Source organism: Arcanobacterium phocae (assembly GCF_018913465.1).
Taxonomy (GTDB): domain Bacteria; phylum Actinomycetota; class Actinomycetes; order Actinomycetales; family Actinomycetaceae; genus Arcanobacterium; species Arcanobacterium phocae_A.
On sequence record NZ_JABAPM010000001.1, the window covers coordinates 353,882 to 369,791 of the forward strand.

Annotated in this window: 16 protein-coding genes and 1 tRNA gene; 14 read left to right on the forward strand and 3 right to left on the reverse strand. The window is 48.5% G+C overall.

All coding sequences use genetic code 11. The features are described from left to right. Positions 1-8 precede the first annotated feature (8 nt). From KSO86_RS01680 to rdgB, 6 genes are all read left to right on the forward strand, one after another. Positions 9-809, forward strand: coding sequence for an MBL fold metallo-hydrolase (locus KSO86_RS01680; RefSeq protein ID WP_091280830.1), 801 nt, complete (start codon positions 9-11; stop codon positions 807-809). A gap of 1,262 nt (positions 810-2,071) precedes the next feature. Next, entirely contained in the window at positions 2,072-2,251 is a 180-nt protein-coding gene (locus KSO86_RS01685) for a hypothetical protein (RefSeq protein WP_216378193.1), read from the forward strand. Positions 2,252-2,263: 12 nt separating this feature from the next. Next, a complete protein-coding gene (locus KSO86_RS08585) occupies positions 2,264-2,389 on the forward strand; it encodes a hypothetical protein (RefSeq protein WP_301281026.1) in 126 nt (41 codons plus the stop codon). After that, positions 2,382-2,612: an ArsR family transcriptional regulator gene (locus KSO86_RS01690; protein ID WP_216378192.1), complete on the forward strand. Its 231-nt coding sequence runs from the start codon at positions 2,382-2,384 to the stop codon at positions 2,610-2,612. The genes KSO86_RS08585 and KSO86_RS01690 overlap by 8 nt, the downstream gene beginning before the upstream one ends. A 36-nt stretch (positions 2,613-2,648) precedes the next feature. Beyond that, the gene (gene rph, locus KSO86_RS01695) at positions 2,649-3,392 is read left to right on the forward strand and encodes a ribonuclease PH (protein ID WP_216378191.1); all 744 of its coding nucleotides are present in this window, start codon (positions 2,649-2,651) and stop codon (positions 3,390-3,392) included. 5 nt (positions 3,393-3,397) lie between these two features. After that, positions 3,398-4,018, forward strand: a complete 621-nt coding sequence (gene rdgB / locus KSO86_RS01700) for an RdgB/HAM1 family non-canonical purine NTP pyrophosphatase (protein ID WP_216378190.1) — start codon at positions 3,398-3,400, stop codon at positions 4,016-4,018. A 2-nt stretch (positions 4,019-4,020) separates the two neighbouring features. Here the strand turns inward: rdgB and KSO86_RS01705 are convergent, their stop codons facing one another. Then, positions 4,021-4,551 (reverse strand): NUDIX hydrolase family protein, encoded by a 531-nt coding sequence (locus KSO86_RS01705; RefSeq protein ID WP_216378189.1) that lies wholly within the window; start codon positions 4,549-4,551, stop codon positions 4,021-4,023. A gap of 129 nt (positions 4,552-4,680) precedes the next feature. Here KSO86_RS01705 and KSO86_RS01710 point away from each other — a divergent pair, with 129 nt between their 5' ends. From KSO86_RS01710 to KSO86_RS01725, 4 genes are all read left to right on the forward strand, one after another. Further along, positions 4,681-4,995, forward strand: a complete 315-nt coding sequence (locus KSO86_RS01710) for a hypothetical protein (protein ID WP_216378188.1) — start codon at positions 4,681-4,683, stop codon at positions 4,993-4,995. Between the two features lie 38 nt (positions 4,996-5,033). Further along, positions 5,034-5,513, forward strand: a complete 480-nt coding sequence (bcp, locus tag KSO86_RS01715) for a thioredoxin-dependent thiol peroxidase (protein WP_216378187.1) — start codon at positions 5,034-5,036, stop codon at positions 5,511-5,513. Positions 5,514-5,620: 107 nt separating this feature from the next. After that, positions 5,621-5,702: transfer RNA gene (locus KSO86_RS01720), tRNA-Leu, on the forward strand. Between the two features lie 336 nt (positions 5,703-6,038). After that, on the forward strand, positions 6,039-8,876 hold the full coding sequence (locus KSO86_RS01725) for a glycoside hydrolase family 16 protein (protein WP_216378186.1): 2,838 nt from the start codon (positions 6,039-6,041) through the stop codon (positions 8,874-8,876). A 50-nt stretch (positions 8,877-8,926) separates the two neighbouring features. Here the strand turns inward: KSO86_RS01725 and KSO86_RS01730 are convergent, their stop codons facing one another. Next, positions 8,927-11,101, reverse strand: coding sequence for an alpha-galactosidase (locus KSO86_RS01730; protein WP_216378185.1), 2,175 nt, complete (start codon positions 11,099-11,101; stop codon positions 8,927-8,929). A 279-nt stretch (positions 11,102-11,380) separates the two neighbouring features. Here KSO86_RS01730 and KSO86_RS01735 point away from each other — a divergent pair, with 279 nt between their 5' ends. The 4 genes from KSO86_RS01735 to KSO86_RS01750 all read left to right on the forward strand — a co-directional run bounded on the left by KSO86_RS01735 (position 11,381) and on the right by KSO86_RS01750 (position 15,589). Then, positions 11,381-12,733 (forward strand): ABC transporter substrate-binding protein, encoded by a 1,353-nt coding sequence (locus KSO86_RS01735; protein WP_216378184.1) that lies wholly within the window; start codon positions 11,381-11,383, stop codon positions 12,731-12,733. A 106-nt stretch (positions 12,734-12,839) separates the two neighbouring features. Continuing rightward, entirely contained in the window at positions 12,840-13,715 is an 876-nt protein-coding gene (locus KSO86_RS01740; RefSeq protein WP_216378183.1) for a carbohydrate ABC transporter permease, read from the forward strand. Further along, entirely contained in the window at positions 13,712-14,560 is an 849-nt protein-coding gene (locus KSO86_RS01745; protein ID WP_216378182.1) for a carbohydrate ABC transporter permease, read from the forward strand. Before KSO86_RS01740 ends, KSO86_RS01745 begins: the two co-directional genes overlap by 4 nt. Before the next feature lie 15 nt (positions 14,561-14,575). Next, positions 14,576-15,589, forward strand: a complete 1,014-nt coding sequence (locus tag KSO86_RS01750) for a LacI family DNA-binding transcriptional regulator (protein WP_216378181.1) — start codon at positions 14,576-14,578, stop codon at positions 15,587-15,589. 9 nt (positions 15,590-15,598) lie between these two features. Here the strand turns inward: KSO86_RS01750 and KSO86_RS01755 are convergent, their stop codons facing one another. Further along, on the reverse strand, positions 15,599-15,904 hold the full coding sequence (locus KSO86_RS01755; protein WP_216378180.1) for a thiamine-binding protein: 306 nt from the start codon (positions 15,902-15,904) through the stop codon (positions 15,599-15,601). Positions 15,905-15,910: the final 6 nt, after the last annotated feature.

Consider the following 15,910-nt stretch of genomic DNA (forward strand, 5'->3'; position numbering starts at 1 on the left):
CGCTTTAAGTGAAACTCACAATTATTGGTTGCTCTGGTTCGATGTCTGGTAAAGATTCGCCGGCGTCGTCGTATTTACTCCAAGCCGAAGGCAAAGATGAGTCAGGACTGCAACGAACGTTCTCGATCGTGCTTGATTTTGGGCCAGGAGCGATGGGACGGTTGTTGCGCTATGTTGATCCCGCGATGATAGATGCAATGTTCTTTTCACATCTTCATGCTGATCATTGTGCAGACATGGTAGGTATGCAGGTATACCGACGCTGGTATCCCGAGGGCGCATTGCCACAGATACCAGTATATTCTCCTGGCGATGGGGCCGCGCGAGTTCGGGGACTGTCAGCTGATGATCCGGCTGAAACCTATGAAACTGAATTCGATTTTCACGCCGTTGGGCCGGGAAATATTGTTCATGTTGGTCCGTTCAGCGTTGAATTCTTCGCCGCCTATCACACGGTACCAGCCTTATCGTTACGGATTACCGGACCTTCTGAAGACCCGGACTTGGGCCGACCGGCCGTTCTCACCTTTACTGGAGACACCGATACCTGCGACAGCGTTATCGACGCCGAACGCGACGCCGATCTTGTTCTTTCTGAAGCGGCGTTTGAAGAAGGGCGTGATACGGTTCGCGGAGTGCACCTAACGGGTGTGCGAGCTGGACAGATGGCAGCTGAAGCCGGTGCAAAACGTTTGGTACTCACGCATCTGCAACCATGGACTAATCCGCGGAAGAATGCGGCAGATGCGCGCAGTGTTTTCGACGGCGATGTTCACGTGGCTAGCGCTGGCGATGTTTACACGCTCTAGCCTAAGGTAAGCCAAGTAGTTGAGTAGCTAGTGAGCGCCTAGCCAGTAAAGCTAGGCTCACTAGCGTCAGAAACGTATGTCGAGTTTTTGAGTAGTTTTTATGTCCATGAGCGAGAGGTACATGTGACAAGATCTGCGGACCGGATTCCGGTTGCAAGTCCATTAACAAAATACACATCCTCCACCAAGTGTGGTGGCGCATGCTGTACTGCCATACAACAGCGATCATGTCAGCTACCCACCTGTCGATGTTTAGCCTGCCCAAACAGTCATTCAGCTTATTCCGATCAAGGTCATCTAAAGTGAACCCAGTTGTATTTTGAGCTTCAGGTTCGGATGGTAATTCGATATTTTTATCGTGGATTAGTTTGTTGCCAGCCCAAGATTTCACATTGGCATTATGGGCGTCCTTGATTGCTGTATATATTTCAGTAGTGTGGACCTCATCTTGTTCGGAATAAAAAACTACACGATTAACCGCGAGAAGCTCTTCTGGTCCATTTAATGGAACTGAGATCAGTCGAGTGTTCTTGTAGCTAAAAGCGTCCACTCTATCCCAGAGTAGTGATTCTATGGAGTTTGGCGTGTGGTTTAACATTTTGCCTGGACTGTGAGGGAGGATGATTCGTCTTCTGGAAGTCTGCGGAGGCCAGGTGCTATCGACACTGCTTCATATCCTGCGGATATCGAAGAAAGTGGACTATCGAGATTCACCATTGGTAACGTTTCGATGAGCTTGGAGCTCTCAGCATTAATATTAGTTTTAGGCGTTACTGCACTAGTTTTTATACTTAAACTTCCTTCTTGAATGTTTGTTGTGAAACTGCGCGTTTGAGCTTGTAAGGGACTATCAGATTTTAGTTAGTGGGAAGATAAGATAGGACGCTAAGATACCAGCTAAGATGGCCGCGGTGACAATACTATAGATTTTAGCGCGGGACATACTATGAGATATTTTCGCTACAGCGTAGGTGAGGGCAAGTATCATAAAGATCAGTGCGATAATGCTGAAGGAAGCTGCATATCTATGGAACTTTTCCATCGTAGCGAGATATGAGAAGCTTGTACTCAAGCCTAAGAGGATAATTACAACAATTTTGCTACGGACAATGCTTGATTTTTCGCGATGTATAGACTTCATTTTTCATCCCATAAAGTTAAGTAAGTCACACTAAATGTATCACACTTCCTTAAAGTCAACTAGGTAATATTGCCGGATTTGTGGAATTGGATGTGAAATACTTTGATATGCGGCAGCGGGTTTGGCTGATAATCCTGAAAAATTAGCACTTCGAGCTCCGGCAGACATCCGAGCTTTTTATTATGCGGTAACTGAAGACGGAGACGATAAAGCTGATGTTCCAGATGGGAAGCTATTCTGTGATCAACTAGTGCAAGTGATGACCATATCTCAGAAAGTCATCCATACGGGTTTTCGATAGGAGCAGAAAATAATGGCAGGTCTAGAAACGATGTTGCAGGAATTAACGCACTTGTCTGGGGCACCTGTTATCGCCGTAGTTATTGCTCATATTGGTCAAAGAGACCCCGTACTGCAAACAGTTCATCGAGGTGGATAATGATTGTTCCACGATTTTATGGGTTCTTGCCCAAGCAGAATTGTTTTCCGGTGGGACTGCGATGGAACGTCGAGAATTAGAACGCCACGTAAAGAAATCGGCTCCTACGATCAGCCGCCACATTAAGCATCTTGTAGAAGAAGGATGGGTAGAAGTGGTGTCTCAGTGGCTCGTCACGATGAGGCTGTCTGACGAGGGTATATCTCGGCTCGGCCTGCGGTAGTCTGCGGACCGATACGTACCCGGGTAGACTAATTCTATGACTACTTTTTCTCGCGCCGACGGTCGCTCAACCGATGAACTTCGCCCAGTAAAAATTACCCGTAATTTCCTTGATGCTGGCGAAGGCTCTGTCCTCGTCGAATTTGGCAACACCAAAGTGCTGTGTGTTGCGTCCTTTACTGAAGGTGTTCCGCGGTGGCGCAAAGATTCTGGAGAGGGTTGGGTAACTGGAGAATATGCCATGTTGCCTCGTGCAACCTCCACCCGTAACCAGCGTGAATCAGTCAAAGGTAAAGTCTCGGGCCGTACTCAAGAAATTTCCCGCCTAGTCGGACGCGCCTTGCGTGCCGTCGTCGATATGAGTGCACTGGGAGAGAACACGATCGTGCTTGACTGTGACGTTCTGCAGGCCGACGGCGGAACCCGTACCGCATCTATTACGGGCGCGTACGTTGCACTCGCAGACGCAGTTGCTTGGGGGATTGCACAGGGGCACATTAAGCCACGTGCCGGTAAGCCGGTGCTGAAGGACTCGGTGGCAGCAATTTCGGTCGGCATTATCGACGGCGTGCCATGTCTTGACTTGCCTTACGAAGAAGACGTACGTGCAGAGACAGATATGAACGTTGTGATGACTGGCTCTGGAAAATTCGTTGAAGTCCAAGGTACTGCCGAGGGTGAACCATTTGATCGCACTGAACTGGGAGTCTTGCTTGATTTAGCAACAAAGGGTTGTCAGGAGCTCACTGCCAAGCAAACTGCGGTTCTGGCGGAGAAATAACGACGATGGGAACTCAACCGCGTCTAATCCTTGCTACCCGAAACGCCCATAAAGTTGGTGAATTGCGGGAAATTTTGGCGCCGTTTTTACCCGGGATCGATTTAACTGCAATCCATTCCGCTGCTGATCTCGATGTGCCCGAACCGGTAGAAGATGCTGTAACATTTGCTGGCAATGCGCTGATTAAAGCTCGGCAAATTGCCCAAGCAACCGGCATCCCGGCAGTCGCCGACGATTCCGGAATCTGCGTGGACGTTCTCGGCGGTGCGCCAGGAATTTTCTCGGCACGCTGGAGCGGTCAACACGGTAACGATCAGGCCAACTTGGATTTGTTACTCGCTCAGTTAAGCGATGTGTTGCCCGAATATCGGTCTGCTCATTTTGCGTGTGCTGCTGCGCTGGTAATGCCAGACGGTCAAGAATTTGTTCGCGAGGGTCGCATGGTCGGAACGCTACGCTATGAGGCTGTAGGTGCGGGCGGTTTCGGATACGATCCGATCTTCCAGCCAGACGGCTATTACGTCACCGCGGCTGAACTAACGCCCGAAGAAAAGAACGCGATTTCGCATCGCGGCCGGGCATTCGCAGAGCTTGGCCCGATCATCGCACATCACGTTTTTCAGTAATCCTATTCGATTCCAAGATGGGCGAGTGCTCGTTTGATCAGTGGCAAATGAGTAGAGACGATTTCTGACTGTAGTGATGTGGTGAGGAGATCACGTGGCGGAAACCAGGTGATCTCCAACGCGTCGGCGCTGGCAGAACAATCCCCAGCCATCGGAATGATATACGCAAGTGAAACTGCGTGTTGGCGTGGATCGTGCCAGCCTTCGCCTGGTGTAGGGAAGTACTCACCGATGGTGAACGGCGTTAAGCATGCAGGTAGCTGTGGCAACGCCATAAGTCCAAGATCTTTGTCAATATGACGAATAATGGCGTCCCGGATAGACTCATGGAACAACACCCTGCCAGAGATGATTGATCGAGTGATGCCAACGTCTTTAGCAGAGAGAAGTAGGCCGATTGCTTCGATACGTCCGGCGTCATCGATGCGTACTGGAATAATGTCTACGTAAAGCATCGGCACTTTGTTTCGGACAAACTCGAGTTCTTCCGGCGAAAGCCATGGTTCCATATCTTCAGAAGCAATTTCACTCATACTTCGATTGTGCCAGTTTGATAGCGGACGGTGGCTGATGTTGTGCCGCTGGTGAACACGGTAGGATAAGGAACAGAGATTTTTCGACGACGGCGAACGTGCCGCGTTGCTCTGCTTTTGGAGGTATGTATGCGTGCGTTTGAACGTCCCATGATGATTGTGTCATTAACCTTTATCGGAGTTATGGCAGTTCTTGGGTGGTACACGATCATTGCTGCTCACGGCAATACCACTGGTCTTCTTATCGGAGCTTTAGCTTCGATTATGGTCGGAGTGGGCGCTTGGGGGTGGCGTCGCGATTCGATGAACTTGTGTGCAACCGCAGCGCTAGGTGCTGGTTTACTTTTTCCTACGCCCTTTGGCCTCATTCCAATGATCTTCGGCTTCATCCTTTTTACGCTCATAGTCTCACTGGACCTGCTTGCTACGTTCTCGGGCGAGTAGGGTAGAAGTGAAGCTAGGTACGTTTTAAGGAGAACATCATGGCACGTTTAGAGGTAGGGCAGAAGGCTCCAGATTTTACTCTCGATACACTTGGCGGTGGAAAAGTATCACTGTCGGAAGAACTCTCCAAGGCAGATAAAGGCGTGATCGTCTACTTCTATCCGCGGGCTATGACACCCGGTTGTACCACCCAAGCTTGTGACTTCCGGGATTCAGAGAACTCGTTGAAGAGCGCAGGCTATTCGGTGATCGGGGTGTCGCCAGACAAAGTTGAGTCGCTAGAAAAGTTCACAACTAAGAAGAACTTGAATTTTCCGTTAGCTTCAGATCCATCGAAGGAAGTTCTCGAAGCTTGGGGAGCCTATGGCGAAAAGAAAAATTATGGCCGTATTCTCCGCGGTGTAATTCGCTCTACTGTTGTGGTTGCCAAAGACGGTACAGTCTTACACGCTTTTTACAATGTGAAGGCAACGGGTCACGTTGCACGTGTCCGCCGGGAACTGGGAATTGACGAGTGACGTCAGAAACCTGTGATGTGATCTACGTCAGCATTGCTGATACAATTTTGAGTCCAGCACCTCAGTTATGTATGCTAGACTGGTAACGATCTTTATGGTTACATCACGCGCGAGTGGCGGAATTGGCAGACGCGCCAGATTTAGGTTCTGGTGCCTTCGGGTGTGAGGGTTCAAGTCCCTCCTCGCGCACTTTTAAAACGTTGATGTATCAACGATAGTCGACTTTTATTTTAACGCTAGTACTCAGCCACGGACACAGAAATTATATTTTTTGTTTCTAACTGGCATTGTGGTCTTAGGTTGAGCGGTTCCCAAATAGATATATAGCAAGGCTAAATATCAGCCCCGCTGGAGAATTTCGAGCGTGAAAGCGTTTTCATTCCTGATTGGTCATGAATTTAGCTGTTTATATGTTGTAACAGTTGATTCGTGGTATCGTTACCATACACTCTTTAAGTGTGTTTTACATCTCCTTTTATAGGAAATTAGCAATGACGCTCATTTCCACATCCGGAAGGATTCTCTATGAACTTGGTGAAAAACAGTGTAATTAGTGGTGTTTGTGCCTTGGCTCTGGTGCTGACTGGGACATCATATGTCAATGCTTTACCCGCTAAAGACGACCCGGTACTTGTTAATGCGCTTCTAGGCAAACAGCCTATTGAAACTAATGCAACTACGTTGCATCCAAGTGCAGACAGCACTATCCCGCAAGTTGCGATTTTAAACCCGGCAAGTGCAACAGATGGAGACAGTGGCTTTCAGCCTAATGATTCGAATGTTACGAAGATTCTTGCTGGCGAGGAAAATAGTAGCTTCCATAACAATGGTTTTGATACTTGGGACGATGTGTATCTCGTCTACGATCTTGAACAGGTTCGCGATATTAGTACTGTAAAACTGTTTCATAACGGATATCCAGCGGCCTCATCTACTTTCAAAAACGTCAAAGTTGAAGTAGCTGATAATCGCGAGTTTACACATGCAATAACGCTGACAGATGGGGATTATCAGGAAACCAAGGATACCCAGTATATGCCACAAGTCCTTGTTCCATCGCAGACGACAAAAGGACGGTATATCCGAATCTGGCAGAAGGGGCATTATATTGAGAATTTTAACGGTAACTGGAGCGGCTTTTCTAATGGAGTAGGTTTCAGGGAAATCGAGGTACTTTCACCAGCCCAACCGGGGGAAGAGCCCAGTAGTCCAGATACTCCTGATGTCCGCAATATCGCGCTACATAAAAGTCCGTATGTTTACGGATTGGCTCCTAGTAATATTGAGAAAATTAGTGACGGTTCCAGAGACAGTGGCTATGCTACCCACAATAGTCGTGGCCGTAGATGGCTCCAATTTGAGTACCGCAATACCTATTCAATTTCTCGCATTGTTCTGGATTTAGCTCCTGGGAACTATAAATTTATTGATGTTGAGGTGTTGGGAAATGCCTCCGATAAACACGGACACAGTGTTTATCGGCATAGCAATGTGAACGTCGAAAATGCTCCTTTAGAAATAACACCATCCGCATCGGTCAGTGGCAGAACGATACGTTTCACTATTGAAAAAGATGAAAAATCACCGGTGAACTACCGTGAAGTAGAGATTTGGGCTGGCGGAAAGAACTTTAATGAAAACCGCCCTAAATACCAAACGCCAAAATCGCCCTATACCGAGTTAGTTTGGTCAGATGAATTTGATAACGATAGCGTGGATGAAACCAAGTGGAATATCATCGATGGCATGGCAAACCATGCGGCGATCTATAACCGCAAAGCTGTTTCAATTAAGAAAGACGGTGAAGGATCGTATCTTGCACTAACGTCGAAGAACTATCCTGATACCGCAGCACTCATTGCTGATGTAGGTTGGGATAAATATAGTGCAGATCAGAATCTTGAACCAAAAGTGACATGGTCGTCTGGTCGGGTGGAATCGAAGAATAAGTACTCGTTCCAATATGGTCGAATGGCTGTACGTGCTAAGCCGAATGATTCACAAGGTATTTGGCCTGCGATTTGGATGCTGGCGCAGGATGAAACTGGGCACGATGAAATAGATGTATTGGAGTACCTAGGTCAGAATCCGTGGGAAGCATGGACAACTAATCACTTCGGAATTTTAGGGAAAAATAAAGATCAGATAGGCCATGCTAGCGTTTCTTATGAGGCTTGGAGCCAAGCATTCCATGTATTTGAAGTGGAGTGGAGCCCCGAAAAAATAGTTTGGTACATCGATGGAAGTTACGCGTTCTCGACAGACCGCGGACGAGGTGAACCATTAGACGGAATGCATTCGCGACCAATGTTTCCAATTCTGGAAACCCAAGTCGGTGATGGCTGGGTGGGACCAGTAGATTCAGAAAAACAAAATACGAAACAGGAAAGTGAGTTTTTAATCGATTGGATTCGTGTCTACCAAGAGCCTAGCCATAACGTAGTTCGTTTCGACGATCTAGAGTGGGCCCGATCAGATGACACACAGATGACACATGGTGGTAGTACTGGATACCTCGTTCAACCACAGGCCGTGACATCCGGGATGCGTTTTCTCAGTGATGGCGAAGCCGATTTTGAGAATAAAAATAATTTTTTCTACGGCGGACAACCTAGGTATGAAACTAGTCGCTTAGTCGCTGATGAAAAGAACGAAAGTCAATCGCTCACTTACCAAATACCGGATATTCGTGACGTACATTTGACGACGTATTATCGGACACTCGCAGATGCGAATGATGTTCTTCCAATTGGTGGCTGGCAAGCGCCGCATGGACATTCTATTCGTGAGAATTATACAGATGGTTCTCTTGATTTTATAATGGAAAGTTCGTTAGACGGCAGGCAATGGCAGACCATTCATCCACGCGTTGTGGAGAATTTTGTGGAGCCGAATCCAAGTTACGCCCGCACTACGTTCGACGGTTTGAATTTGCCGAAGGGAACTCGTTTTGTAAGGATCCATTTTCCGCATGTTCAGGCACCGGGTATAGCTCCCACAGACATACAGTTAGCTAAGGTAACTTTCTTAGCTGGCCCAGCCGCTGCTGCAAACTGGGCCATTCCAGAGAATGCGCCAGTAGTTGAGGACAAAGAGGGGGTTGTGCCAGCAAGAAAGTGGGCGATTCCCGAGAATGCGCCAGTGGTCGAGGATAAAGAGGGGGCTGTGTCAGCAAGAAAGTGGGCGATTCCCGAGACTGCCCCAATAGTCAGAGACAAAAATGGGATGGTGCCAGAAAATCAAATCAAGCTAGTAACTCCAGCCACTAGGCTTGCTCGGACTGGTTTGAGTATCGTTCTACTTTCGATGGTGACGGGAGTCTTAACAGTCGTGGGTGTTGTCCTACGACGTTGTCCGCAGTAGTTGATGTTTAGCGGCGGAAGATAAACCGTCATCTATCTTCCGCCGCTAAACTATTGGTCGTTGCTAACTGCAGTGACTTCGACCATGACAGCATTGTTCGGGAAAATATGCTTGGACCGTATTCCCCATGTCGCTAAAACTTGTCCTGGAACTAGCGTGCCTTCGTCGTTCCACCACTGTGGCGCTGGCCGACCGGTGACGTCGGAATCCCCGTATCTCCCCGCGCCACCAAATGGTCGAACGCGGTACATTAAATCTGAGCGCAAACCAGGTAACACTACTGGGCGAATAGGGTAGTCTGCTGAGCTTGCAAGCTGGCAGATAGTAAATAAGCCAAAGGTTCTGTCTTGAGATACCACGCCGTCAACGCGGACGGCTGGATCTAGTGCGTCGCCGTGGACGCTCTGCATCGGCTCAGTAATCGCTTCCTTGTGTAACGTAACCCATTCGCCACTGAGCCACCGATCTAAATCACTTAATTGAGTTAAATCTAGTTCAAAGCCAAAACCGTAGGGGAAAGCAACGGCTGCACGGGTGGTCAGCGTTGTTGTCCGGCCAGTTTGGTGTGATGGAGAGGCTGAGATATGAGCACCCAGCATCTCCGGTGGCAGGAGCAACGATGTGTAACGTTGAATATCGGCGCGTTCGATTGGATCCGTACAATCGGATGTCCACACCGAATGCGTGAGTTCACTAATCTGCAAGTCAACACGACCACCGCCAGAAGCACAATTTTCGATTGCTAGCTCAGGGAACTTTTCATGTAGCTGGCGAACCAGCTGGTAATACGCCAAAGTTTGATCATGGACGGCTGGACGTCCAGTGTAAGGCGAAATAGCCTCTGTAATGAAACGATTGTGATCCCATTTGATGTAATCGATCCCCACCTGCTCAATGAGCGCGGAAATATGATCAAGAATGTAGGCGAAGGCTTGCGGATTAGCTAAATCGAGAACGTATTCGTGGCGTCCGGGCAACGGTAGACGATCGTTGTTTGGTCGGAGGACCCAATCGGCGTGTGCGCGCGCTAGATCAGAATTGAGGGATATCATCTCCGGCTCAAACCAGAGGCCAAATTCCATTCCGTTAGCGTGGACGTGATCCGCTAGCGGAGCAAGACCATCTGGCCACACGTCATAGTCGACTTCCCAATCGCCGAGGGCAGCAAAGTCATCGTGACGGCCTCGGAACCAGCCGTCGTCAACAACAAAGCGCTCTATCCCCATATCCGCTGCCATGCTGGCAAGGTTAGTTAGGGTTTGTGGCTTTTGCTGGAAATAAACTGCTTCCCAGGTGTTTAGCGTGATTGGCCGGCGGGTGCCCGTGCGAAAATTCGCGTGAACACGGCGCAGGTGGTGATGAAATCGTGATGATAGCTCAGTTAAGCCTTCTCCCCAGGAACCAATGAGCCGGGGAGAGGTGTAGCTTTCGCCAGGGTTGAGCTTGATCTCTCCCGGATAAAGTAGCTCTTCGCCACCAAGTAGCCCATGCGTATAAGCGGTTCGTTCGGCAAAGTGTCCGGTGTTGCCGCTCCATGCAGTATGTACGCCATACACAGTGCCGTGGGTGAAATCGAATCCGGGAGCCCCGGCGCAGAAAAGGAAGCCGGAGGAGAAACCTGGCCGGCCGATCCAGGATTCTTGCGAGAAAAAGCCTTGCTCGAAGTTGTGCCGTTGCGGAGCACGCTCACGTAGATGATGTCCGGTAAAAGTTAATAGTTCGCGTGCTGTGGGCGGAACTGGGAACGCCAGCCGTAGGCGGTTGACTCCGAGTGTGCTGTTTCCTACGTTGGTGATTGTTGCTTGTTGAACCAGAAGGCCACTGCTATTAATGCTTAGCGTGACGCTTAGTTCGACGTCGTCGCCCTCTGCGGTAAAAGTGTATGAGGAGTCCGTGGACTCATGGTTTGTTACTCGAAAGTCAGGAAAGAGGACTTTGCTGTCTCGGGTGAGGGTAAGCATGGGGGTGCCGGACCAGCCTTGGGACTGCAATGGCATCAGCGATGCATATTCTGCTTGATCGATGCCGGCGTTAATCAGTTGGGCGGCTTGCGAGAAGAAAAGGGATGAATGCGCTTGTGCATCGAAGTCGCGTCCCCAGTATGTGATTGTGGGCAACGTGGGAGTTTGGGATATGACGACGGCGGTGCGAGGTGCCTCGATAGGCGCTTCGGTTCCGGTTGGCAGTGGCTGGTGTAGCACAATGTCATTACTAGTGGCATTCATCGTCATCACTCCAAGTAGCTATTGCCGTGTTGCCTGAGGGGAGGACTGCAGTACTTATGCACATCTCACGTCAGGACCATAAGTTACGTATGATAGATATGAAAAGGCTACCACCATTTTTATTAATGGATAAATAGAGTTGGGTATAAGCCCTGATTTAACGGTAATTCTATTAAAACCACTTGCTATGGAACCGATACCATGTATCATGTTTCTATGGACGCGAAATCTTCGTACCGTTCCATAAGGTTTAAGATCATACCCTTCAAGGAGGAAGGCATGAATCGCAAGAAGATGTGGAAAAGTACCGCAGTAGTAGCTATGGTTGCGGCGTTATCTCTCGCAGGTTGCGCAAATAATCCAACAGCAACTAGTTCTGATGCGGCCGATACAACCGCTACCGATTACTGGCCAGCAGCAACGAATAAGCTCGATGGGACAGAACTTACTATCTGGGCTGCTCAAACATCGAACAAGATTCCGGCTAAAGTAGCCGAAGAATTTGAAAAGGCCACTGGTGCCAAAGTCAAGATTGAAACTATCCCAGATAATTACGAGTCCAATGTCCAAACGAAAGTAACAACAGGGGACACTCCGGATCTGTTGCTCTGGCAGCCAACATCGTCAGCTTTGGCTGGATTTGTTGCGCAAGATAAATTGCAGGTACTCGACAATGCGCCTTTCCTTTCTAACTATAATAAAGGGATTCCGGAAGCTGGCGGGGAAATCGATGGAAAGCGGTATGCTGTTCTCATCTCTTCGCCGGACGTAGAAGGTATCTACTACAACAAGGAAGTCTTTGAAAAGGCTGGCATCACTGAGATGCCACAGAACTGGAAAGAATTCATTGCTGATGCGGAAAAGATTCGCGATGCTAACATTCCAGGAGTCGAGTCTCCATTGTTTGAGATGGCTGGTGACCAGTGGGGCACTCAGTGGGCGGTAAACGTCCAACTTGCTGATGCTGCTAAGGACGGTCTATGGGATCGGATCAATGAGAACAAGGATTCGTTCGAAGGTCCTGACATTCTCGGAGCTATCAAGGAATATCAACGCATGTTTGACGATGGCTTGTACAACAAGGATGCTGGATCGGCAAAGTTTGACGAGCAAACATCGGCCTTGTGGGAAGGCAAGACCGCAATGATCATCCAAGCTAACGGTGCTTTTGGAGCAATCCAAGCCCTTGCAGGTAATGATAAGCAGGCTCTAGATCAGAAGATCGGTTTCTTCCCGATTTCCAAAGAAAGCACCATGGGTACATCCATTCCGCAACAAACTGGTGGCGTGGTTGCATTCAAGACTGGAGATGACAAGCGCGAAGCTGCAGCTCGTCAATTCCTCAATTTCTGGATGTCAGATGGATATGAGGCTTTTGTCAAGGATCAAAACATTGTCTCAGTACTTTCCACGGTAGAGACTCCAGATTCGGTCCCACAGGCTTTGATCGATTCGGCAAAGTCCCTTGAGAATGCTCAAGGATCGATGCAGTCGCTGGCAGTTGCAAATCCGGATCTGTACCTCAACTTGGCCAACATGGTCAATGGAACTGTAACAGCCGAGGAAGCAGCTAAAGCAACTCAGGATCAGTTTGCTCAGTTAGCTAAGGCTCAAGGAGTTAAGGGCTTCTAATAAATAATTCTCCTCTCCATTGGAAACCCATGTGCGGGGACAGTGCCCTAGCGCTGTCCCCGCACTAAATTTAGAGATACTTTTAATTGACCACATCGAGGTTGCTATGAATCGGCACAAACGCAGTTACCCGCTGTATTATCTGGTTCCTGCCGGAATCATTCTGACTATGTTTTTTATCGTGCCAACGATAATGAATTTTGCATACGCATTTACTAATTGGTCGGCTTTTAACAAGACAATTGAATTCAACGGCCTTGATAATATTTACGAGCTTTTTGCATCAGGTACCCTGCTTGCTGATATACGCGTAACGATTGTTTACGCGGTTCTTGTTGCGATTTTCCAAAATATTTTTGGCCTTGGACTGGCAGTATTATTCGAAGACGATACCCGGCTCAACCGCTTCGGCCGTACCTTGTTCTTCATCCCAGTGATTATGTCTGCGTTAGCTGCCGGATACATTTGGCAGGCGCTATTGAAAACAGATGGTGTGTTTAACCAGATTTTGTCGTTCTTCCTCGGACACGACGTCGCAATTCAGTGGCTAGGATCTCCGCGCTGGACAATCGTTTTAGTTGCTGCTGTTCACGCGTGGAAATGGATGGGCTTTTCGATGCTCACCTACTTAGCCGGATTGAAAACCATTGATTCTCAAGTTATTGAGGCCGCTACTATCGACGGCGCCTCGCGCACCCAAATTTTCTGGAAAATTAAGTTCCCGTTACTTGCTCCGGCCTTAACTTTCAATATTGCTACAGCTCTTCTTGGATCAATGAACTCGTTCGATATTGTCCAGGCAATGACTGCCGGTGGGCCCGGTGGCTCTACCGAAGTTCTTAACCTGTTTATCTGGCGAACATTCGGAAAAGGTCTCTATGCACAGTCAACTACGATGAGTTTCGTTTTGTTTGTCTTAGTTACTCTGATTGCTATTCCGGTTATTACATACTTGCGTAAACGAGAGGATAAGGTACTGTGAACACGTCGTCAATCATTCACAAGCGAAGCTGGGCGCAACGTATCCGACATGCTGTCCTTGTTTTCGTCGTCATTGCTGTCCTTCTAGCAATCCCATTTTGGGTTGCTTTAGTAACTGCAGGAAAAAGCCAGGCAGAGGCAGTTACTCCGAATTTATCTTTACCATCTAGTTGGCAGTTATTCGAAAATTTCGCAGCTGTTATGACTGAAGGAAAGATGCTCAAAGCTTTCCTCGGATCCGTTATTGTTACGGTTCCATCAGTTGTTATCGCATTATTATTTGGGTCGATGGCCGCCTGGATTTTTGCTCGTAAAACTTCACGTGCAAACGCTATCTTGTACACGATATTCATTTCGGGTCTGATATTGCCGCCGTCGGTAGTGACGATGATGCTACTGCTTAAAATCCTAGGTTTAGCAGGTACTGCGGTCGGTATGATCGGGGTCTATACCGGAATCTATCTATCCATAGTGATTTTCTTTATCACTGGTTTTGTCCGCACTATCCCGTACTCGCTGGAGGAAGCTGCTCGAATCGACGGGGCAGGACCAACGCAGATCTTCTTCAAAGTTATCTTCCCATTGCTCATGCCTACGTTAGCGTCAGCAACAATTTTGGTTGTGCTCTACATCTGGAACGATGTGTTCTACGCTCTGTTCATTCTCTCTGGCAAGCTTGACACTCTACCGCTTAACCTGTACAACGTTGCGAGCGCAGGTTTGTACCTGAATAACTGGCATTACATATTTGCCTACATTATTCTAATGTCCATTCCGCTGTTGATTATTTTCATTGTGGGTCAACGCAAGATCATTTCCGGTATTACCGGAGGCGCGGTTAAGTAATTGAAGGAGGCAGGTGTGGCTGGCAAAAATTCTCATCCTGTTATTAAAGATGTTGCTGCTTGCGCAGGAGTGTCGGTCTCGACCGTCTCCCGTTTTCTCAACAATTCGCCACGGCTGAGTGAAGAGAGCAAGGAGAAGATTGCGCGTGCAATAGAATTGTTGGGATACCGACCCAGCAGTATTGCGCGGGGGTTGGTTAATTCACGAATAAAAACGATTGCGATTTTATCGACGAACACAACGTTGCTTGGCTCTGCATTGGCAATTGAAGGTATTGAAGACGAAGCACGTTCTCAAGACTATTCTGTGATGATCACGCGTCTCGACGGCGATACCCCGGAAGATTTGAAACGTTCTGTAGACTTGGTTCTAGACCTCAACCCAAGCGGAATTGTTTTACTTAAGTACGACGATAAAGCCGAGATCGCGCGTCGTCTTATTCCAGAAAATGTTCCGCTTGTTGTTATCGGTGGCACACCAGAAACGATGATCGATCAAGTCTCATTAAACGAATATGAAGGTGGCCGAGAAATCACTGAATATTTGCTAGGCCTGGGCCATCCCACAGTCCATCATTTACGTATTCCGATTCGTTCCGAAGGTAATAGTCGTACTGATGGTTGGGAAGCAGCGCTCAAAGCACGCGGAGTTCCTGTTCCACAGATGCTAGAAACGACGTGGCGTCCACAAGATGCAAGAGCTATCGGGGGAAAATTGGCGGCAGACAAGTCTGTTTCTGCTATTTTTGCGGGTAACGATGAAATTGCCATGGGGGTTATCCGGGGACTTACTGATCATGGTGTTCGCGTGCCAGAAGACGTGTCAGTTGTTGGCTTCGATGACCATATGCTTGCCCAAATCTGGAAGCCCGGAATCACCACGATGCGCCAGAATTTTGCGCAGGCAGGGCGGGAAGCGGTAAAAGCTCTTTTGCGTCGATTGCGCGAGCCTGACGCTCCCAGCCATACGATTTCAGTTCCCGGTACGTTGGTATACCGAGAATCAGCAACGCGCTACCGGCCTAGGTAAAACTCACTATCAGACTTCGTCGAGTGCTTTTTCCAACCGGTCAAGTTTTCCGGTTAGTTCGTCCGAGTATCCCGGCCGAATATCCGCTTTGATAACTAGAGAAACTCGTGAACCGAATGGCATGACCGCTGCAGTTGCTCGTTTGACGACGTCGAATACCTCATCCCATTCGCCCTCGATCTCAGTAAACATGCTCGAGGTGTGATTGGGTAAACCCGAATCGCGGACAACTTTAACCGCAGCGGCTACTGCGTCGTGCACTGAGCCGTCTGAGCGACCAGTGCCAGATGGCGCCACTGAAAATGCAACAATCATGGTGAT